The 18,901-nt window shown below is 69.9% G+C and carries 19 protein-coding genes; 10 read left to right on the top strand and 9 right to left on the bottom strand.

Annotated features, from left to right (window positions below):
* Positions 1-59 precede the first annotated feature (59 nt).
* Positions 60-1,175, top strand: a complete 1,116-nt coding sequence (locus tag ACQEWB_RS16180; RefSeq protein WP_432831459.1) for an abortive phage infection protein — start codon at positions 60-62, stop codon at positions 1,173-1,175.
* On the opposite strand, the gene ACQEWB_RS16175 is transcribed toward ACQEWB_RS16180, so the two are convergent.
* From ACQEWB_RS16175 to ACQEWB_RS16165, 3 genes are all read right to left on the bottom strand, one after another.
* Positions 1,163-2,638, bottom strand: coding sequence for an alpha/beta hydrolase (locus ACQEWB_RS16175; protein ID WP_432831457.1), 1,476 nt, complete (start codon positions 2,636-2,638; stop codon positions 1,163-1,165). The two genes, ACQEWB_RS16180 and ACQEWB_RS16175, sit on opposite strands and share 13 nt — an antisense overlap.
* Before the next feature lie 122 nt (positions 2,639-2,760).
* Positions 2,761-4,449: an NAD(P)/FAD-dependent oxidoreductase gene (locus ACQEWB_RS16170; protein WP_432831455.1), complete on the bottom strand. Its 1,689-nt coding sequence runs from the start codon at positions 4,447-4,449 to the stop codon at positions 2,761-2,763.
* On the bottom strand, positions 4,422-6,071 hold the full coding sequence (locus tag ACQEWB_RS16165) for an NAD(P)/FAD-dependent oxidoreductase (RefSeq protein WP_432831453.1): 1,650 nt from the start codon (positions 6,069-6,071) through the stop codon (positions 4,422-4,424). The genes ACQEWB_RS16170 and ACQEWB_RS16165 overlap by 28 nt, the downstream gene beginning before the upstream one ends.
* A 413-nt stretch (positions 6,072-6,484) precedes the next feature.
* On the opposite strand from ACQEWB_RS16165, the gene ACQEWB_RS16160 reads away from it, so the two are divergent.
* The 7 genes from ACQEWB_RS16160 to ACQEWB_RS16130 all read left to right on the top strand — a co-directional run bounded on the left by ACQEWB_RS16160 (position 6,485) and on the right by ACQEWB_RS16130 (position 11,096).
* Positions 6,485-6,700, top strand: a complete 216-nt coding sequence (locus ACQEWB_RS16160; protein ID WP_432831451.1) for a hypothetical protein — start codon at positions 6,485-6,487, stop codon at positions 6,698-6,700.
* An 18-nt stretch (positions 6,701-6,718) separates the two neighbouring features.
* Positions 6,719-7,342 (top strand): DUF1266 domain-containing protein, encoded by a 624-nt coding sequence (locus tag ACQEWB_RS16155; protein ID WP_432831449.1) that lies wholly within the window; start codon positions 6,719-6,721, stop codon positions 7,340-7,342.
* Between the two features lie 26 nt (positions 7,343-7,368).
* Positions 7,369-7,500 carry a hypothetical protein gene (locus tag ACQEWB_RS16150; protein WP_432831447.1) on the top strand — a complete coding sequence of 44 codons (132 nt, stop codon included), beginning with the start codon at positions 7,369-7,371 and terminating at the stop codon, positions 7,498-7,500.
* The gene (recO, locus tag ACQEWB_RS16145) at positions 7,497-8,243 is read left to right on the top strand and encodes a DNA repair protein RecO (protein WP_432831445.1); all 747 of its coding nucleotides are present in this window, start codon (positions 7,497-7,499) and stop codon (positions 8,241-8,243) included. The genes ACQEWB_RS16150 and recO overlap by 4 nt, the downstream gene beginning before the upstream one ends.
* A 36-nt stretch (positions 8,244-8,279) precedes the next feature.
* A complete protein-coding gene (locus ACQEWB_RS16140) occupies positions 8,280-9,131 on the top strand; it encodes an isoprenyl transferase (RefSeq protein ID WP_432831443.1) in 852 nt (283 codons plus the stop codon).
* Between the two features lie 63 nt (positions 9,132-9,194).
* Positions 9,195-10,535: a histidine-type phosphatase gene (locus tag ACQEWB_RS16135; protein WP_432831441.1), complete on the top strand. Its 1,341-nt coding sequence runs from the start codon at positions 9,195-9,197 to the stop codon at positions 10,533-10,535.
* A gap of 3 nt (positions 10,536-10,538) precedes the next feature.
* On the top strand, positions 10,539-11,096 hold the full coding sequence (locus ACQEWB_RS16130) for a hypothetical protein (protein WP_432831439.1): 558 nt from the start codon (positions 10,539-10,541) through the stop codon (positions 11,094-11,096).
* A gap of 6 nt (positions 11,097-11,102) precedes the next feature.
* Here ACQEWB_RS16130 and ACQEWB_RS16125 read toward each other — a convergent pair whose 3' ends face one another.
* From ACQEWB_RS16125 to ACQEWB_RS16110, 4 genes are read right to left on the bottom strand one after another with little or no spacing between them, the layout of a single operon-like run.
* Complete coding sequence (locus tag ACQEWB_RS16125; RefSeq protein WP_432831437.1) at positions 11,103-11,519, bottom strand: Fur family transcriptional regulator; 417 nt, start codon at positions 11,517-11,519, stop codon at positions 11,103-11,105.
* A gap of 58 nt (positions 11,520-11,577) precedes the next feature.
* Positions 11,578-12,480, bottom strand: a complete 903-nt coding sequence (locus tag ACQEWB_RS16120; RefSeq protein WP_432831434.1) for a metal ABC transporter permease — start codon at positions 12,478-12,480, stop codon at positions 11,578-11,580.
* 10 nt (positions 12,481-12,490) lie between these two features.
* Positions 12,491-13,276 carry a metal ABC transporter ATP-binding protein gene (locus tag ACQEWB_RS16115; RefSeq protein ID WP_432831432.1) on the bottom strand — a complete coding sequence of 262 codons (786 nt, stop codon included), beginning with the start codon at positions 13,274-13,276 and terminating at the stop codon, positions 12,491-12,493.
* Positions 13,273-14,229 (bottom strand): metal ABC transporter substrate-binding protein, encoded by a 957-nt coding sequence (locus ACQEWB_RS16110; RefSeq protein ID WP_432831430.1) that lies wholly within the window; start codon positions 14,227-14,229, stop codon positions 13,273-13,275. Before ACQEWB_RS16110 ends, ACQEWB_RS16115 begins: the two co-directional genes overlap by 4 nt.
* Before the next feature lie 142 nt (positions 14,230-14,371).
* Between ACQEWB_RS16110 and ACQEWB_RS16105 the strand changes: the two genes are divergently transcribed.
* Entirely contained in the window at positions 14,372-15,754 is a 1,383-nt protein-coding gene (locus ACQEWB_RS16105; protein ID WP_432831427.1) for a glycine--tRNA ligase, read from the top strand.
* A gap of 51 nt (positions 15,755-15,805) precedes the next feature.
* Here ACQEWB_RS16105 and ACQEWB_RS16100 read toward each other — a convergent pair whose 3' ends face one another.
* Positions 15,806-16,918: an endonuclease/exonuclease/phosphatase family protein gene (locus tag ACQEWB_RS16100; RefSeq protein WP_432831425.1), complete on the bottom strand. Its 1,113-nt coding sequence runs from the start codon at positions 16,916-16,918 to the stop codon at positions 15,806-15,808.
* A gap of 190 nt (positions 16,919-17,108) precedes the next feature.
* On the opposite strand from ACQEWB_RS16100, the gene ACQEWB_RS16095 reads away from it, so the two are divergent.
* Positions 17,109-17,720, top strand: coding sequence for a LysE family translocator (locus ACQEWB_RS16095; RefSeq protein ID WP_432831423.1), 612 nt, complete (start codon positions 17,109-17,111; stop codon positions 17,718-17,720).
* Here ACQEWB_RS16095 and ACQEWB_RS16090 read toward each other — a convergent pair.
* Entirely contained in the window at positions 17,717-18,763 is a 1,047-nt protein-coding gene (locus ACQEWB_RS16090; protein ID WP_432831421.1) for a chitinase, read from the bottom strand. The genes ACQEWB_RS16095 and ACQEWB_RS16090 overlap by 4 nt on opposite strands.
* Positions 18,764-18,901: the final 138 nt, after the last annotated feature.

The raw sequence follows: 18,901 nt of genomic DNA, 5'->3' as shown, positions 1-18,901 counted from the left end.
GCCGGGCCGTAGACCATCGGCGGACGGCGGGGCGGGCCCGGGAACGCCACAGTGAGGGCATGGATGAGACGAAGGGGATCAGTCGGGCACGTTTTCTGGCGGGGGCCGCGGCCCTCGGGGTCACGGCGGCGGCGCTGGGGTCCGGGACGGCCGAGGCCACCGGCAGGGGGTTGCGGCACCGAGGTGTCGTCTACACCGTCGGCGAGGGTGAGACCCCCGGTACCGCCTGGAGCGCCGCCCGGATGCGTGCGGATGTCCGGGCGATTCGGGACCGGCTGCACGCCGACACCGTCGACGTCACCGGCGACGGTGTCGAGCGGCTCACCGCCACCGCCGCCGAGGCCGCCGAGCGGGGGCTGCACGTGTGGCTCCAGCCGACCCTCGCCGATGCGCCGGAGCGGGAGACCCTGGAGCACATGGCCGAGTGCGGGCGGTTCGCGGAGCGGCTGCGGCGGCAGGGCGCGAGCGTCGACTTCAGCGTGGGCTGCGAGTTCTGGCTGTTCGTGCCCGGGATCGTGCCGGGCGAGACGGTCCTGGAGCGGGTGAAGAACCTCCAGACCGGCAACTTCGACCCCGTGAAGATGCAGCGGCGCCTCGACCGCTTCACCGCGAAGGCGGCGAAGGCCGGCCGCTCCGTCTTCCACGGCAGGCTGAGTTACGCCGCCGCCCAGGACGACCGGGTCGACTGGCGGCTCTTCGACGTCGTCGGCATCGACTACTACTCGTACTTCCGCCACCACACCGACTACGTACGGGAGTTGAGGAAGTACCTGCGCTGGGGCAAGCCCCTCGCCATCACCGAGTTCGGCACCTGCACGTACAGGGGCGCACCCCGGGCGGGCGGCATGGGCTGGGACGTCGTCGACTACGAGAAGGGCGAGATCAAGGGCGATCTGGTGCGGAGCGAGCACACCCAGGCCGCCTATCTGGCCGACCTGTTGGCGGTCTTCGAGTCGATGGGGCTGTACGGCGCGATGGCCTTCGAGTTCGTCACCCCCGACGCCCCGCACCGCGCCGACGACCCGCGCAAGGACCTCGACCTGGCGAGCTACAGCATCACCAAGACCATCAAGGACCGCCCCGACGACCCCCGTTCGGGCTGGCACTGGGAGCCGAAGGAGGCGTTCCACGTGTTGGCCGGGCAGTACGGCCGTCGCTGCGATCACTTGCAGTAGAGGTCCGCGTCGGGCCGCTCACCGGTCGCCAGGAAGCGGGAGACGGTGGCGTCGCCGCACGCGTTGCCGTTCGCGAGATAGGCCTCGTGGCCGGTGGAGTCGACGGTCACCATGACCGCGCGGCGGCCGAAGGCCTCGCGCATCTTCCGGGCACTGCTCAGCGGGGTCGCCACATCGCGCTCGTCCTGCACGAGCAGGACGTCGGCCGGTCCCCGGTCGGTGATCCGCACCGGCGCCCGCTTCGGCTGCCACGGCCAGGCGGCGCACACCATCGCGTTACGGGGCATGCCGGCCGTCAGCGGGTACTTGGCCCGGCTCTCCTCGACCGCCTTCCGGTACACGGCAGTCGACTTCGGCCAGGCGACGTCGTTGCAGATCGTGGCGACGCCGACCGCGGTGACGTTCTGCAGCGCCGAGTCCGGCGGGGACTGCGGGGCCGGGAGCACCGTGCCCTTCCGCGCGGCCAGGATCAGCTGGGCCAGGCCGGCGTAGTCGTCGGGGTCGTAGAAGCTGTTCAGCATGGTCTGGCGCAGGACGTTGCCGTTCAGCTCCTCCGGGTTGGCGCCGGGCCAGGGGATCGGCTCGCGGTCCAGGCGGGCGGCGAGACGCAGGAAGAGCGGGCGGACCTCGGCAGCCGTGTCGGCCAGGCGGTACGGATTGCCGGGCGCGGACGCCCACTTGGCGAACTCGGGGAAGTTGTCCTCGACGCCCACCTCGTACGCCTGCAGCCAGGCGCGTTCCGCCCGGACCGGGTCGGGGTTGCCGTTGCTGTCCAGCACGATGCGGTCGGTGCGCTGCGGGAACAGCTGGGCGTAGGCCGCGCCGACGTAGGTGCCGTAGGAGACGCCCCACGCGGAGATCTTCCGCTCGCCGAGCGCCGCCCGGATCCGGTCGATGTCGCGGGCGTTGTCGACCGTGCTGATGTGCCTTATCAGCTCGCCGCCGTTGCGGGCGCAGGTGTCGGCCACGCGCCGGGCGTTGCTCATGTTCTCGGCGACGGATCCGTCCGGGGCGGGCCAGGGCCGCAGCTTCGTCAGGGCGAGGTCGGCGTGGTCGAGCCCACAACTGAGCGCCGTGGAGGGCGCGTTGCCGCGTGGGGCGAACCCGATCAGGTCGTAGGCGTTCCGCACGTCTTTCGGGAGCTTCTGTCCCTTGCCGGAGGGGTCGTCGAGGCTGCTGCCGCCCGGCCCGCCGGGGATCAGCAGCAGGGCGCCCCGGCGCGCGGACGGCTTCTCGGCGGGGATGCGGGAGAGGGCGAGGTCGATCTTCGGGCCGCCGGGACGGGCGTAGTCCAGGGGGACCTTGAGGGTCGCGCACTGCTGGCGTGGGTCCAGTCCGGAGCCCGTGCACCTGCCCCATTCCAGCGGCGCGTCGGCGGCGGACGCGGTGAGGGGGGTGAGGACACCGAAGACGATGCCGGAGGCGGCTGCGATCAGGGCGGCGCTTTTCGTGATCTCCTTCATGGACACGAGCCTCCCGGATCCGGCCCGCCCCTCCCATCCGGCCAACTGCCTTGTCGGAAGGGGGTTTACCCCCTCTGGACCGGCGGGTTTCTCATACGTCCCGCCGGTCCGGGACTCATGCCTCAGAGCAGCCGCTTGCCGCGCAGCCGTGCCTTCACCGCTTCCCGTCCGTTGCCGAGGACCAGCCTGCGCACGACCGGATCCGCCTCGGTGGCGGCCCAACGGACCATCTTCAGCAGTGTCTTGGGCCGCGGGTTGAGGAACCGCACGTCCCGTTCGGCGAAGCCGAAGTGTTTCGGGACGAAGTCGGCGGACAGCAGCCGGTCGTAGAGGAAGTCGGCCGCGTCCTCCGAGCTCACCGCACCGGCCTCGACCGCCTCGCACTGCCGGACCATCGCGTGGTACAGCTCGGCGAAGCCCTCGTGGTCCGGCCAGTACAGGCCCGGGTACGGCACCTCCTCCAGGTCGGTGAAGTGGCTGTCGCGGCCGTCCTTGCGGAACTCGGTGAGGGCGCTCTGCATGCGGTAGACGCCCGCGTTGGCGCCCCACGCCCAGATCCGGAAGACGGCACTCCACAGGTCGTAGTCGCGCCAGGAGATGAAGGCCGAGTTGACCAGGGTGTCGTTGTAGTCGAAGAGCCCCTGCTGGAGCCGGTCCACGGGGGCCATGCGCTCGCCGGAGAAGTCGTCGTCCTTGACCGCGCGCAGCAGGCGCCAGGCGAGCAGGTTGAGGGCCTCGGTGGTGTTGGACAGGCCGCGGGAGAAGAGCGGGTCGATGAAGCCGGCCGCGTGCGAGAGCAGGAACCAGCGGTCGCCCGCGGTCTGCCGGGAGGAGTACTGGAGGCGTCCCGTCGCCGTCCACTCACGCACCGGCTTCATGCCCTCGAACTGCCGGACGACGTCCGGGTACGGCGCCGCCAGCTGCGCGAAGTCCTCCTCGGGAGTGAGGTTCTCCGGCTTGGGATAGCGGCGCGGGTCGACCGTCATACCGATGCTGCACAGCGGGTTCTTCGACCACTTGTTGTTGTCGAAGCCGATCACCCAGGCCCAGCCCCGCTCGAACATGTGGTGCACGGTGCCCTCGTACCAGGGCACGGGCGGGCGCTGCTCGACCGGGACGTGGTCGAAGATGCGGTCGGTGGGGGTGAGGTCGACCACGTGGTTCCACACCGACCGGGAGTGGTGCTTGAACCGGCACGGATCCTCGCGCAGCCCGAACTTGTCCGCCACGGGCGACCGGAAGCCGCTCGCGTCGACCAGATACCGGGCCCGGTACTCGCCACCCCGCCCGGCCAGCGTCACCCCCGACCCGTCGAAGTCGATGTCGGTGACGAAGAAGTTCTGGCGGATGCTGCAGCCGTAGCGCACGGCCACCTGGAACAGGTAGGAGTCGGTGTCCTGCCGGAACAAGTGCGCCGCCTCGTGCAGGAGTTGGGGCGGCGTGTTGAACTCGTTGACCTCGCGCGGGTTCTGCGCGGCGCCCGGGTGGTGCAGCAGGAACCCGAAGTGCCGCTTGACGCCGAACCGGGGTCCGATGGCGCGCGTGGTGTCCGTGAACGAGGCGAGATGGGCGATCTCCGGGACGTCGTACCGCTCGGCCAGGGTGCGCATCGACACCAGCGTGAACGGGATGGTGGACTCGCCGATCGCGAACCGCGGATGCGAACCGGCGTCCAGCAGAAGGGTCCTGACGCCCTGTCGGGCAAGGATCGCGCCCAGGATGGAGCCGGCGACCCCCGATCCGAGGATCGCGACGTCGTACGTCTCCTTCTCCTTGGCGGGCTCTAACGTGCTGCTTGCCTGTGGCTCCATGATGTGCTGTCTCCTTGTCGTCGTCGGCGGCTCCTGAGCCGTTCCCTGACCAGCCCGGCCATGGCTCCCTTCAGCAGCGCGGCGGTCTCCTCGGGCGCCTCGGTACGCACCCAGCGGGCGGCCCGCACCATGCGTGCCGGGGTGTTGTGGAAGAAGCGGTCGGCGGGGTCGGCGAGCCCCAGTGGGGGCGGCACGTAGTCGGCGGCACCCAGCGCGGCGAAGATCCGCTCCGCCGCGTCCTTCGGGGTACGGCTGCCGCTCTCGACCTCCTCGCAGAGGGCGCGGGCGAGCGGCGCCAGGGAGGCGAAGTGCGCGCCACCGGGCAGGGCGGCCGCGAAGACGCCCTCGTCGCCGCTCTTCGCGTACGCGGCACAGGCGTTCTCCACCGCGAGCGCGCCGAGCACGGTGCCGAGCGTCCACACCCGGACGACGGCGTTGAACAGGTCGTAGTCCCGGAAGGCCACGAAGGAGGCGTACGCGAGGTCGTCGTGCGCGGCCAGCAGCCCCCGCTGGAGCTCCTCGACGGGCCGGAACCGCGCGGCCGACCAGTCGCCGTCCCGGGCGGCGTCGATCAACGGCCGGGCGAGCGCCCCGACGACTTCGAGACTGTGTGCCAGGCCGCGCGAGTAGAGCGGGTCGACGAATCCGGCGGCGTGCGCGAGCAGACAGTAGCGGTCGCCGACGGAGGCCCGGGAGGAGTACTGAAGGCGCGGGGCGGAGGTCCACGGCTGGACGGGAGCGGCGTGCTCGAACTGCGCAGCGAGGTCCGGGTGTCGGGCGAGCAGCGCCCCGAACTCCTCCTCCGGCGGCCGGACTTCACCGCCCGTCTCCCGCAGCACGACCCCCACACTGCACACCGAACCCGCCGACGGCTGCCGCTGGTTGCCGAACGGGATCACCCACATCCAGCCGCCGTCGAACACGTGGTGCAGGGTGCCCTCGTGCCACGGACTCGGCTGGCCGTTCAGCCGTCCGGCCGGGGTCCGGTCGTACGGCAGGACCCCGGCCATGTGGGTGAAGAAGGCGCGCGAGCGGTGCCGTAACGTGGGCGGCTCCTCCCGCAGCCTCAACTCCCGTGCCAGCGGGGACCGGTGACCGGCCGCGTCGACGACGTACCGCACGGCGAAGTCGTCCCCGTCGGCGGTGCGCAGCCGTACACCGCTGTCCGGATCGATCCGGACGTCCGTGACGTCGGTGCCGGTGCGCACGTCGGCGCCGTGGTGCCGGGCGACGTCGAGCAGATAGGCGTCGGTGTCCTCGCGGAAGAGGTGCGGCGGATCGGGTACGACCTTCGGGTTGACGACCTGGTACACCTCGCCGGGGTGCTGGCGCAGGCCCTCCCGGTGCAGCACGAACCCCATGTTCCGCATGACCCCGCAGCGCGCCGAGACGTCCCGCTCGACCGACCTGAGCGTGCCGAGCGCCTCCACCTCGGGCACGTCGTAGCGCCGGGCCACCGCGCGCAGCAGCGATGAGGCGTACGGCACGAGGGTCTCGCCGACGCGGAAGCCGGGGGAGGGGCGGGCTTCGAGCAGCAGCGTGCTCACGCCGTTCCGTGCGAGCGCGGCCGCGAGGACGGACCCCGCGAAGCCGCCTCCGACCACACCGACGTCGTATGTCATCGCAGGCCTCACCGTCACTGGACACGCCTATGAATGCACCCGGCGTTGAATTCTACACAGCGTGACTTCCTGCGCCAGGGGCCACCGTGGCGTGCACCGGTGGATCTTGAGGGTCTGCCGGCCCTCCCGGCCGCACAACTAATCGCCATATCGCCTGCCGTTGACGACCGTCAGTGAAAAGCGCTCGAAAATGCGGCCGTTCCGTGGGCGTCCGGAAATCCGTAGTGCGATATACGGGCGAGATTTTCGAATGGCCTGCGCAAAGTGTTGGCCATGGGCAACGCCCCTGACCTGCGCGGCACTTACAGTGCACAGACTCCTGCCGAGTGTAGGCGGAGCGGTCCGCGACGGAGATGCGAAGCGTGAAACTCAAAAAGAAAGGGGAACACCGTGGGGGTCGTAAAGGAGAAGAAATGAAACCCCCCGTCGGCACTCATGTAGTGGACACCCGCACCGGAAAGGTCGGCATCGTCATGGGCCATGAAGGGCCGTACGTCCAACTCAGACCGTACGGCGGCGGCCGGGAGTGGGACGCCGAGCCCGGCGTCGTACGGGGTGCCTCGCCGGCCGAGCGGCTGAGCGCGGCGACCGCGTACGCCAACGCGCGCAGCCGGGGCGAGGTGCCTTGACGTATAGGGTGCGGCCGCATGGGTCTGTGGAACATACGGAGCCGGCTGCGGCCGAGGGCCACCAAGCGGTATCCCGTCCCGCTCAGCACGCACCAGTTGTGGATGGTGTCGCTGAGCGCGCCGGTGAGCCGGGACCGCACGGCCTCGCGGACCACGCTGTACCCGTTCACCCGCATCGACGACGAGACCGCCCGCGGCTGGCTGGCCGAGCAGTGGGAGATCACCTCGCGCAAGGAACTGGTGGACCGGCTCGACGACCTCTCCCGCAGCGGCTACCGGGCCCGCGCCCAGCAGCTCTTCGGTGTCGCGCCGCTCGCCTGGGACGCCGCGCTGTACGTGGACATCGCCCGGCGCGGCTTCGGCTGCGGGCTGATCGGCGAGGCCGACGCCTGGACCGCGCTGAAGAACATCGTGCCGTCGGTCGTGCGGACGTACGCCTCCTGGCGGGAGTACGCCGACCACTACCTGCTCGGCCGGCAGGTCTGGCGCGACGGCCTCCAGGGCGCCGGGGACCCCGACCTCCCCGCCCCGCAGGCCATCGCCGACGCCCACCTGCGCGCCCTGCTCGACCCGGCGAACGCCGCCAGCCCCTGGAACCTGGCCCCCTGGGACACCATCAGCCACCCCGACCGCCCCCGCTGACCCCACCGGTACGCGAGAATGGCCCCATGAGCCTGTTCCGCGACGACGGCATCGTGCTGCGCACCCAGAAGCCGGGTGAGGCGGACCGCATCATGCTGTGCTGCCCCGGGGGGCACTCCCCGGCCCCCCGGCCGAAAGCCCGCGGGGGTACGCGATGAGTCTCTTCCGGGATGACGGCATCGTCCTGCGGACCCAGAAGCTCGGGGAAGCCGACCGCATCATCACGCTGCTCACTCGCGGCCATGGGCGGGTACGGGCCGTGGCCCGTGGGGTGCGTCGCACCAAGTCCAAGTTCGGGGCGCGGCTCGAACCCTTCTCCCATGTCGACGTGCAGTTCTTCGCGCGGGGGAGCGAGCTGATCGGGCGGGGGCTGCCGCTCTGTACGCAGAGCGAGACCATCGCGCCGTACGGCGGCGGAATCGTCAGCGACTACGCGCGCTACACCGCCGGCACCGCCATGCTGGAGACCGCCGAGCGGTTCACCGACCACGAGGGCGAGCCGGCCGTGCAGCAGTACCTGCTGCTGGTCGGGGCGCTGCGGACGCTGGCCCGTGGGGAGCACGCCCCGCACCTCGTCCTCGACGCCTTCCTGCTGCGGTCGCTCGCCGTCAACGGCTATGCCCCCAGCTTCAGCGACTGCGCCAAGTGCGGAATGCCCGGTCCGAACCGGTTCTTCTCGGTCGCCGCCGGGGGCTCCGTCTGCGTCGACTGCCGGGTCGCCGGCAGCGTCGTACCCTCGCCGCAGACCCTGGAACTCCTCGGCGCGCTGCTTACGGGAGACTGGGAGACCGCGGACGCGTGCGAGCCGCGGCATGTCCGGGAGGGGAGCGGGCTGGTCTCCGCGTACCTGCACTGGCATCTGGAACGCGGGCTGCGTTCGCTTCGTTACGTAGAGAAGTAATCGCTTCAAGAGGCTGGAAGAGGAGACGAGAAGCACATGGTCGTACGCGGGATCCTGGGGCGTCAGCGCCGCGAGTACAAGACGCCGGAGCCGCACCCGTCCGGCGCCCGCGCGCCGAAGCTCCCGGGTGAGCTCGTCCCGAACCACGTGGCGATCGTCATGGACGGGAACGGCCGGTGGGCGAAGGAGCGCGGCCTGCCGCGCACGGAGGGCCACAAGGTCGGCGCCGAGCGCGTGGTCGACGTCCTCCAGGGCTCCATCGAGATGGGCGTCCGCAACATCTCCCTCTACGCCTTCTCCACCGAGAACTGGAAGCGCTCGCCCGACGAGGTCCGCTTCCTCATGAACTTCAACCGCGACTTCATCCGCAAGAGCCGTGACACCCTCGACGAACTCGGCATCCGGGTGCGCTGGGTGGGCCGCATGCCCAAGCTGTGGAAGTCGGTCGCCAAGGAGCTCCAGGTCGCCCAGGAGCAGACCAAGGACAACGACCTCCTCACCCTGTACTTCTGCATGAACTACGGCGGCCGGGCCGAGATCGCGGACGCCGCGCAGGCCCTCGCCGAGGACGTGAAGGCGGGCCGGCTCGACCCCTCGAAGGTCACCGAGAAGACCCTCGCGAAGTACCTGTACTACCCGGACATGCCGGACGTGGACCTCTTCCTGCGGCCCAGCGGCGAGCAGCGCACCTCCAACTACCTGCTCTGGCAGAGCGCTTACGCCGAGATGGTCTTCCAGGACGTCCTGTGGCCGGATTTCGACCGCCGTGACCTGTGGCGGGCCTGCGTCGAGTTCGCCTCCCGCGACCGTCGCTTCGGCGGCGCGGTGCCGAACGAGGAGCTGATCGCCATGGAGGCGGCGATGCGGGGCAGGCCGGAAGGCTCGTAGCGGGGCTCCGAGCGGCCATCTGGCGGCTACCGGGGATTCATGGAGATCGTTGACGATCCGGCCATGAAGCGAGTCACCCCCGTCACCTCCGCCCTGGCCCTGTGCACCCTGCTGGCCGCGGCCGTGCCCTCCCAGGCCGCGGACCAGCTCGCGCACCGCGACAGCTACGGCACGAAAGCCACGTACGAAGCCGAGCAGAGCGCCCGCACCTACCAGAAGGCGCCCGCCGGCTTCACCCCCGTCTTCACGGAGAACGTCTCCCGCCACGGCTCGCGCTCGGCGACCGACAGCGAGGACGGCGACCTGGTCCTCGCCCTGTGGAACAAGGCACGGACGGCGGACCAACTCACCCGCAAGGGCGCCGAGTTCGGCCCCAAGGTGCAGGCGCTGCTCGACGCGATGGCCGAGGTCGGGTACGGCGACCTCAGCGCCCGCGGCAAGCAGGAGATCCAGGACACGGCGACCCGCATGGCCGACCGTCTCCCCACCCTCTTCAAGTCCATCGCCGCGGGCGGTGAGAAGATCGACGTCGTCAGCTCCGGCCAGGGGCGCGCGGTCGACAGCGCCAACCTGTACGCGGGCGCCCTCGCGAAGGCCGACCCGGACCTCACCTCCCTGATCGGCGCGACCCGCACCGACAAGGACCTCCTGTACTTCCACAAGGCCGCGGGCGGCGCGGCCTACCGCGACTACATCGCGAACGACCAGCGCCTCACGGCGACCCTGAAGTCGATCACCGACCAGCCGAAGACGCACAAGGCCGCGTACAGCGTCCTGCGCAGGCTGTTCACCGCCGACTTCGTCGACCAGCTCAGCAGCGACGACCAGGTGGCCGCCGCGACCGCGGTCTACAACCTGTACGCCATCGCCCCGGCGATGAGCGAGGAGAGCCCGAGCGGCAAGGGCTGGGGCATGGAGCGCTACATCTCCCACTCCGACGCCGACTGGTTCGGGTATCTGTCCGACGCCGAGGACTTCTACGAGAAGGGCCCCGGCTTCTCGGACAGCGACATCACGTACAAGATGGCGGACGTCCTGCTCGACGACTTCTTCAAGCAGGTCGAGGCCAAGAAGGCCGGCACCAGCACCCTCGGCGCCGAACTCCGCTTCACCCACGCCGAGGAGATCATCCCGCTGGCCGCGCTGATGGGCCTGCCGGGCAGCACGAAGGCGGCGACGGCGGGCGTCCCGTACACCTACGCCAACAATTCGTGGCGCGGCGCGGACGTTGCCCCGCTGGGCTCCAACATCCAGTGGGACGTGTTCAAGAAGGGCGACCAGTACCTGGTCCGCATGCTCTACAACGAGAAGGAGACGGCCTTCAAGGCGGGCTGCACGCCGGTCTCGAAGGGCAGCAAGTTCTACGCGCTGGACGAGCTGGAGAAGTGCTTCGGCCGGAGCTGACGTGTGGCTGTACGATCCCGCCTCATGGTCATGGACATGGGGCGGGACGCCGGGCAGGGCGTGGTCGAGATGACGTATGACCCGGTCATGGGCGACTTCACGGGGGTACTGCGGGAGCGCAACCGGCTGATACACCGAGGGCGGGGGCGGAAGTGGGCCGCCGGTGGCGCGGCGATCGGCTTCGTGCTGAACGCCTCCCTGTCGGTGGTGGGGCGGGCGGATCCCGTGTGGCCTCTGCTGATCGGCGTTCCCGTGGCCGCGTCGCTGCTGCTTCTCGCACCCTGGCTCCAGGCCCGCGCGTTCCTCAAACTCGCCGCCCGCAACGGCACCTTCCGCGTGACCGTGACGGATGCCGGGTTCACGATGGCCACCGACAACAGCACCACGACGCTCAACTGGGCCCCACAGCCCCGCTATCGGGAGACCCAGGACGCGTTCTACACCTACAGCGACGACAGGTACGCCCGCAGCTTCACCGTGCTCCCCAAGCGCGGCCTCGCCGACCCCGCAGACGCCGACCGCCTGCGCGAGATCCTCGACCGCAACCTCACCCGCGTCTGAGCGGCGTCAGCTCCCGGCCGCCGCGCAGTCCGCGCACGTACCGAAGATCTCCACCGTGTGCGCCACGTTGACGTACCCGTGCTCCGCGGCGATCGCCTCCGCCCACTTCTCCACGGCCGGACCCTCCACCTCCACCGCCTTGCCGCACACGCGGCAGACCAGGTGGTGGTGGTGATCGCCGGTGGAGCAGCGGCGGTACACCGACTCGCCGTCGGAGGTGCGCAGCACGTCGACCTCGCCCGCGTCGGCGAGGTTCTGGAGGGTGCGGTAGACCGTGGTCAGGCCGACCGAGTCGCCCTTGTGCTTGAGCATGTCGTGCAGTTCCTGCGCGCTGCGGAACTCGTCGACCTCGTCGAGCGCCGCCGCCACGGCGGCACGCTGCCGGGTGGCACGGCCCTTCACGGGCGGTCCAGCGGTCGTCACCGTTGTCTCCTCACGTCTGCGCCTGCCCGGACATTGTGCCAGCCCGGACTGTGGGCGGTCAGACGCCGACCTTCCCGTCGGCCTCCCTACTGGCCGGAATCGCGCACTCGGCGGGATCCCCGGCGGGCCGCGCGGCGGCCGCGGCCCGGGCCCGGCGGCGGGCCAGCGGGGTCGCGAGGGCCGTCAGCACGATGAACGCCCCGATGGTCAGCAGCACGATCGTCGCGCCGGGCGGGACGTCCTGGTAGTACGAGGTGACGGTGCCGCCGATGGTGACGGTGACGCCGATGGCGACCGCGATCGCGAAGGTGGCCGCGAAGCTCCGGCTCAGCGCCTGCGCCGCCGCCACCGGTACGACCATGAGCGCGCTCACCAGCAGCAGGCCCACCACCCGCATCGCGACCGTCACCGTCACCGCGGCGGTGACGGCGGTCAACAGGTTCAGGGCGCGCACCGGCAGACCCGTCACCCGCGCGAACTCCTCGTCCTGGCTCACCGCGAACAGCTGCCGCCGCAGCCCGAGGGTGACCAGCACCACGAAGCCCGCCAGCAGACAGATCGCCGTGACGTCCGACTCGGAGACCGTCGACAACGAGCCGAAGAGGTACGAGGTCAGGTTGGCGTTGGAGCCGCCGGGCGCGAGGTTGACGAACATCACGCCGCCGGCCATACCGCCGTAGAAGAGCATCGCGAGGGCGATGTCGCCGCGGGTCCTGCCGTACCAGCGGATCAGCTCCATGAGGACAGCGCCGAGGACCGAGACGGCCGTCGCCATCCAGACCGGGGAGGTGGAGAGCAGGAAGCCGAGGCCGACGCCCGTCATCGCGACATGGCCGATGCCGTCGCCCATCAGGGCCTGGCGGCGCTGGACGAGGTAGATGCCGATCGCCGGGGCCGTGATGCCGACGAGGACGGCGGCGAGCAGGGCCCGCTGCATGAAGGCGTAGTCGAGGAAATCCATGACGGGTCCTTCAGCTCAGCAGTCCGGTGCGCACGGGCGTGGGCTCGTGGGGATGTACGTGGTCATGACCCGGCAGGGCGTGCTGGCCGAGCGCCCGCGGGGGCGGACCGTCGTGCAGGACGCAGCCGTCGCGGAGCACCACCGCGCGGTCGATCAGGGGCTCCAGCGGCCCGAGTTCGTGCAGGACGAGCAGGACCGTCGCGCCCTGTGCCACCTGTTCCCTGAGCGTGCGCGCGAGCACCTCCTGGCTGGCCAGGTCCACGCCCGCCATCGGCTCGTCCATGATCAGGAGTTCGGGTTCGGCGGCGAGCGCGCGGGCGATCAGCACCCGCTGGTGCTGGCCGCCGGAGAGGGCGTTCACCGAGTCCTTCGCGCGGTCGGCCATGCCGACCTGCTCCAGGGCCCGGCGCACGGCCGCGTGGTCCGCCCTGCGCAGGACGCCGAAGCGGGCGCGCGACAGCCGGCCCGACGACACGATCTCGGTCACCGTCGCCGGCACCCCGCCCGCGGCCGTCGTGCGCTGCGGGACGTACCCGACCCTTCGCCAGTCCCGGAACTGTCGCCGCGCCGTCCCGAACAGCTCGATCTCCCCGCCGCTCACCGGGACCTGCCCGATGATCGTCCGGATCGCCGTGGACTTGCCGGAGCCGTTGGCGCCGAGCAGCGCGACGACCTCACCGCGGGACACGGTGAGGTCGATTCCGCGCAGGACGGGGCGCGAGCCCAGCTCGGCGGTCACGCCGCGCAGGGATATGACGGGCTCGCCCAAGGCACTCATGCCGTCCTCCGAAGTCATTTCTCTCCCAGTGCCGTCTGCAGCGCCTTGAGGTTGGCCTCCTGGACCGAGAAGTAGTCCTTGCCGCGGGACTTGGCGGTGATGCCCTCGATCGGGTCGAGGACGTCCGTCTTCAGTCCGGAGTCGGCGGCGATGGTCTTCGCGGTCTTGTCGCTGACGAGCGTCTCGTAGAACACGGTGGTGACGCCGTCGGCCTTGGCCATGCTCTCAAGTGCCTTGACCCGGGCGGCACTCGGCTCCGACTCGGGGTCGAGGCCGTTGATGGCCTCCTCGGTCAGGCCGTAGCGCTCGGCGAGGTAGCCGAAGGCGGCGTGCGTGGTGATGAAGACCTTGGTCCTGGTGTTCGCGAGCCCGTCCTTGAACCGGGTGTTGAGCGCGTCCAGCTTCTTCACCAGGGCGGCGGTGTTCGTCTTGTAGTCGGCCGCGTTCTTCGGGTCGGCCTTCTCGAAGGCCTTGCCGACGCCCTCGGCGACCTGGGCGTAGCGCACCGGGTCGAGCCAGATGTGGGGGTCGAGGCCGGCCAGTTCCTCGTTCTCGGAGTGGTCGCTCTCGCTCGCGTGGCCGCCGACCTCGTTGCCGTGCTTCTCCAGCGAGGTGAGGGAGGCGGCGTCGATCTTCGTCTTGACCTCGGACTGGGCCACCGCGTCGTCGACGGAGGGCTGGAGGTTCTTGAGGTAGAGGACCGCGTCTGACTCCTGGAGCTGCGCGGTCTGCTTGGCGCTGATCTCCAGGTCGTGCGGCTCCTGGCCGGGCTGGGTGAGGCTGGTGACGTGGACGTGCGAGCCGCCGATCTGCTCGGCGAGGTAGGCCATCGGGTAGAACGACGCGACGACGTCGAACTTTCCGGTGTCGGCCGCGGCGCTGTCGGTGGAGCAGGCGGAGAGCGTGCCGAGGCCGAGGGCGGTGACGGCTGCCACGGCCACCCCGGATATGTGCTGTCGTCGTACGTTCATGACAGTCATTTTCATCAAACATGGAAACCGTTGTCAATAAACCCTCTGCAAAGGGTCGGTCGCGAACCGATTTGATTGAGGGGGAGGCCCCGCCGGTACCCTGAAGCATTCGCTCGCCCACCGTCGTAATGAAGAGAGCACCGTGGCCGCCGACAAGATCGACACCATCGTCAGCCTGAGCAAGCGCCGTGGCTTCGTATTCCCTTGTAGTGAGATCTACGGCGGTCAGCGGGCCGCCTGGGACTACGGGCCGCTGGGTGTCGAGCTCAAGGAGAACCTGAAGCGCCAGTGGTGGCGCTACATGGTGACGTCGCGCGAGGACGTGGTCGGTATCGACTCGTCCGTCATCCTGGCCCCGGAGGTCTGGGTGGCCTCCGGTCACGTCGCCACGTTCACGGACCCGCTGACCGAGTGCACCTCCTGCCACAAGCGGTTCCGCGCGGACCACCTGGAGGAGGCCTACGAGGCCAAGCACAAGCGGCTCCCGGAGAACGGCCTGGCGGACGTCAACTGCCCCAACTGCGGCAACAAGGGCCAGTTCACCGAGCCCAAGCAGTTCTCGGGCCTGCTCTCCACCCACCTCGGCCCGACCCAGGACAGCGGCTCGATCGCGTACCTGCGCCCGGAGACCGCGCAGGGCATCTTCACCAACTTCGCCCAGGTGCAGACCACTTCGCGCCGCAAGCCGCCGTTCGGCATCGCGCAGATGGGCAAGTCCTTCCGCAACGAGATCACGCCCGGCAACTTCATCTTCCGCACCCGCGAGTTCGAGCAGATGGAGATGGAGTTCTTCGTCAAGCCGGGCGAGGACGAGAAGTGGCAGGAGTACTGGATGGAGCAGCGCTGGAACTGGTACACCGGCCTGGGCCTGCGTGAAGAGAACATGCGGTGGTACGACCACCCCAAGGAGAAGCTCTCCCACTACTCCAAGCGCACCGCCGACATCGAGTACCGCTTCCAGTTCGGCGGCAACGAGTGGGGCGAGCTGGAGGGTGTCGCCAACCGCACCGACTACGACCTCAGCGCGCACTCCAAGGCCTCCGGCCAGGACCTCTCCTACTTCGACCAGGAGGCCGGCGAGCGCTGGACGCCGTACGTCATCGAGCCGGCGGCCGGTGTCGGCCGCGCGATGCTCGCCTTCCTCCTCGACGCCTACATCGAGGACGAGGCCCCCAACGCCAAGGGCAAGATGGAGAAGCGCACGGTGCTGCGCCTCGACCACCGCCTGGCGCCGGTGAAGGTCGCGGTGCTCCCGCTGTCCCGCAACCCGGAGCTGTCCCCGAAGGCCAAGGGTCTCGCCCAGGCGCTGCGGCAGAACTGGAACATCGACTTCGACGACGCGGGCGCCATCGGCCGCCGCTACCGCCGCCAGGACGAGATCGGTACGCCGTTCTGCGTGACCGTCGACTTCGACACCCTGGACGACAACGCGGTGACGGTCCGCGAGCGCGACTCGATGAAGCAGGAGCGCGTGTCGCTGGATCAGATCGAGGGCTACCTCGCGGGCCGCCTGATCGGCGCCTGACCTTCCTCGCCACCGGTGCCGGGTCCCTCCGGGGGCCCGGCACCGTCGTGTCTACAGGTCCAGGTCCACGTAGAGGGCCGCGTGGTCGGACGCCGCGTTGGTCTTCGACGTCACGGTGTCGAAGGACTTGATGCCGTCCGCGAAGATCCCGCGGGTCTCCAGGCCGACGTGCTGCACCTCCTGCCACAGCGGCGGCGGGAGCAGCAGGTAGTCGAGCTTGTCGCGCTCGCTCCTGCACTCACCGTGGGTGCCGGGCACGCCACGGTAGGAGTGGTGACTCATCACGTCGCGCAGACCGGTGTCCCGCAGCACCGCGGCCGCCTCGCTGTCGGGGTCGTCGTTGAGGTCCCCGGCGACCATGACGTGCGGGGAGCGCTCCAGCGCGGCCCGGTAGATCTCCGCGACCCGCTTCGCCTGGGCCAGCCGCAACTCCGGATCGTCGTGGAACTTGCTCTTCAGGTGGTTGCCGAGGATCACCAGGGGCGTGCCGTCGAGCCTGATCTCGAACTCGGGGCAGTCCCGGCTGAAGAGGCGGTCCTCGGGGCGCTCCGGGTCGGTGTCGAAGATATGGGACCGCACGGAGGTGATCGGGTGCCGGCTGAGGATCCCGATGTCGATGCCCCGGGGGTCGTTGCCGTCGATCAGCAGGTTGTAAGGGTACGGCCGCCTGCCGAGCGCCCCGGCCAGGACCTGTGTGTTGAAGCGTTCCAGGGTGAGCCGGTCCTCGACTTCCGCGGTGAGCAGGATGTCGGCGTCGACCTCCGAGACCACGCGGCCGGTGTTGCGCACCACGTCCAGATCGAGGTCGTCCTGCCCCAGTTCGGCCCAACCGGACCATGCGGCACGGCCCTTGGCGGTGACCTCGACGCGGGTGTTCTTCCCGGTGCCGGTCGTCTTGAACAGCCCGGAGTCCTTGCCGGGGCGGGACTGGTTGACGTAGATCGGCGGAGGGTTCTTCGGGTCGATGTCGTACGCCCGGTGCTTCTCGACGATCCGCGCGATCTCCTGCTTGTCCTGGTCCGTGTACACCGCGTGGTCGAGGAGGCCGACCAACTGGGCGAAGTCGCCGAGGACTTCCTCGCGCTTCGCCGGGTCGGCCAGGCGGAACGCCGTGGGCCGGCGGAACAGGTTCTCCGTGTTGAAGGTGCCGATGCGGACGGTCATGGCGCGCCTCCTCGGGCGGCGCGGAGTACCGCGAGGCCGACGGCAGGCGCCGCCGGGGAGGCTGCTCGCCGACACTTCCAATTCTCCGAGCGAGGGTCGGCGCTGTCCAACGGAGTGGCGCCCATTGGTCCCCGAGTTCGGCGGGCGATTGGCCCTGTATCCCGCGGCGCGGCCACGAAAGGCTGGCCGCATGAGCCTCGCCTTCCTCCTCACCACCCTCGTCGTCGTCGCCACCCCGGGCACCGGCGTCGTCTACACCCTCGCCGCCGGACTCTCCCGGGGCCGGCGCGCGAGCGTGGTCGCCGCCTTCGCCTGCACGCTCGGGATCGTGCCGCACATCCTGGCCACCGTCACCGGGATGGCCGCGCTGCTGAACGCGAGCGCCACCGCGTTCCGGATCGTCAAGTACGCCGGTGTCGCCTACCTGCTCTACATGGCGTGGGCGACCGCGCGGGACCGGACGGTGATCGACGTCGAACGGGAGTCCGCGCCCGTCTCCGCGCGCCGCGTGATCGTGCGGGGCGTGCTGGTGAACCTCCTCAACCCCAAGCTGACGATCTTCTTCTTCGCGTTCCTGCCGCAGTTCGTCGACCCGGCCCAACCGCACGCCCTGCCAAGGATGTTGGGCCTCAGCGGCGTCTTCATGCTGGCGACCTTCGTGGTCTTCGCCGGGTACGGCGTCCTCGCGGCCTCGGTCCGCAGCCACGTCACCTCACGGCCGCGCGTGATGACGTGGCTGCGGCGCGGCTTCGCCGGGTCGTTCGTGGCGCTGGGCGCGAAGCTCGCCCTGACGGCCCGTTAACGTCCCTGCAGGGACTTCACGTTGTCGCCGAAGGTCCAGTTCTTCGAGCCGTCCCAGTTGATCGACCAGGTCATCAGGCCCTTGAGGGAGGTGCCGTAGTGCTTCCAGGCCTGGGAGACCAGGGACGGTGACATGTAGCCGCCGCCCGCGCCCGATTGCGCGGGCAGGCCCGGTACCTGCTTGTCGTACGGCACCCTGACCGTCGTACCCTGCACGACCAGGCCCTTGTTGAGGCAGTCGGTCTGGGCGGTGAAGCCGGCGACGGTGCCGGCCGAGTAGGAGTCGCCGGAGCAGCCGTACATGCTGCCGTTGTAGTACTGCATGTTCAGCCACCACAGGCGGCCGTTGTCGGCGTACTTCTTGACGATCGGCAGGTACGCGCCCCAGATCGAGCCGTAGGTGATGCCGCCGCCGGTGACGTACGCCGTCTCCGGGGCCATCGTGAGACCGAAGCCGGACGGCATCCGCGCCAGGATCCCGTCGATGATGCGGATCAAGTTGGCCTGGGACGTGGAGAGTTGGCCGATGCTGCCGCTGCCGACCAGGCCCGTCTCGATGTCTATGTCGATGCCGTCGAAGTTGTACTTCTTCAGGATCGGCACGATCGTCGCGACGAACCTGTCCGCCACGGCGGTGGAGTTGAGGTCGATGCCCGCCGCCGCGCCGCCGATCGACAGCAGGACCGTCTGGCCGGCCGCCTTGGCCGCGCACATCTCCGCGGGGGTGGCCACCTTCACCCCGCTGTCCATGCCGTCCTCCCACAGGGCCGTCCCGTCCGAGCGGATGACCGGGAAGGCCGCGTTGATCACGTTGTAACCGTGCGCGGCGATACGGGAGTCGGTGATGGGGGTCCAGCCGAAGGGCGGGTGGACGCCGTTGGCGGAGCCGTCCCAGTTCTCCCAGTAGCCCTGGAGGACCTTGCCGGCGGGCTTCGACTTCACGGCGCAGGTGTCGGCGGCGGACGCGGGGGCGGCGGCGGGGAGTTGGGTGAGACAGGCGGTCGCGAGCGTGGCCGCGAGCAGGCTCAGGGTGCGACGGATCATGCGAGGCCTCCCGGTGGGGGTGCGGTGAGGTGTCGTAGGCATGACAGTGCTCGTGGTCCAGACCTCTCGTCAATAGGTCTGGACCATGATGAGGAAAGTTGGAATGACAGATATTGAAATCTGTCAGCTGTCATGGCA

It is taken from the genome of Streptomyces sp. CA-249302, from assembly GCF_050936785.1.
Taxonomy (GTDB): domain Bacteria; phylum Actinomycetota; class Actinomycetes; order Streptomycetales; family Streptomycetaceae; genus Streptomyces.
This window is presented reverse-complemented; position numbering and strand designations above follow the sequence as displayed.

What these genes read in the sequence shown, in the direction of transcription:
- ACQEWB_RS16170 (WP_432831455.1), bottom strand. Translation starts at nt 4,449, where the DNA reads ATGGAGCCACAGGCAAGCAGCACGTTAGAGCCCGCCAAGGAGAAGGAG.
- ACQEWB_RS16135 (WP_432831441.1), top strand. Translation starts at nt 9,195, where the DNA reads ATGAAGCGAGTCACCCCCGTCACCTCCGCCCTGGCCCTGTGCACCCTG.
- ACQEWB_RS16155 (WP_432831449.1), top strand. Translation starts at nt 6,719, where the DNA reads ATGGGTCTGTGGAACATACGGAGCCGGCTGCGGCCGAGGGCCACCAAG.
- ACQEWB_RS16165 (WP_432831453.1), bottom strand. Translation starts at nt 6,071, where the DNA reads ATGACATACGACGTCGGTGTGGTCGGAGGCGGCTTCGCGGGGTCCGTC.
- ACQEWB_RS16160 (WP_432831451.1), top strand. Translation starts at nt 6,485, where the DNA reads ATGAAACCCCCCGTCGGCACTCATGTAGTGGACACCCGCACCGGAAAG.
- ACQEWB_RS16120 (WP_432831434.1), bottom strand. Translation starts at nt 12,480, where the DNA reads ATGGATTTCCTCGACTACGCCTTCATGCAGCGGGCCCTGCTCGCCGCC.
- ACQEWB_RS16115 (WP_432831432.1), bottom strand. Translation starts at nt 13,276, where the DNA reads ATGACTTCGGAGGACGGCATGAGTGCCTTGGGCGAGCCCGTCATATCC.
- ACQEWB_RS16150 (WP_432831447.1), top strand. Translation starts at nt 7,369, where the DNA reads ATGAGCCTGTTCCGCGACGACGGCATCGTGCTGCGCACCCAGAAGCCG.
- ACQEWB_RS16180 (WP_432831459.1), top strand. Translation starts at nt 60, where the DNA reads ATGGATGAGACGAAGGGGATCAGTCGGGCACGTTTTCTGGCGGGGGCC.
- ACQEWB_RS16175 (WP_432831457.1), bottom strand. Translation starts at nt 2,638, where the DNA reads ATGAAGGAGATCACGAAAAGCGCCGCCCTGATCGCAGCCGCCTCCGGC.
- ACQEWB_RS16090 (WP_432831421.1), bottom strand. Translation starts at nt 18,763, where the DNA reads ATGATCCGTCGCACCCTGAGCCTGCTCGCGGCCACGCTCGCGACCGCC.
- ACQEWB_RS16110 (WP_432831430.1), bottom strand. Translation starts at nt 14,229, where the DNA reads ATGAACGTACGACGACAGCACATATCCGGGGTGGCCGTGGCAGCCGTC.
- ACQEWB_RS16095 (WP_432831423.1), top strand. Translation starts at nt 17,109, where the DNA reads ATGAGCCTCGCCTTCCTCCTCACCACCCTCGTCGTCGTCGCCACCCCG.
- recO (WP_432831445.1), top strand. Translation starts at nt 7,497, where the DNA reads ATGAGTCTCTTCCGGGATGACGGCATCGTCCTGCGGACCCAGAAGCTC.
- ACQEWB_RS16100 (WP_432831425.1), bottom strand. Translation starts at nt 16,918, where the DNA reads ATGACCGTCCGCATCGGCACCTTCAACACGGAGAACCTGTTCCGCCGG.
- ACQEWB_RS16140 (WP_432831443.1), top strand. Translation starts at nt 8,280, where the DNA reads ATGGTCGTACGCGGGATCCTGGGGCGTCAGCGCCGCGAGTACAAGACG.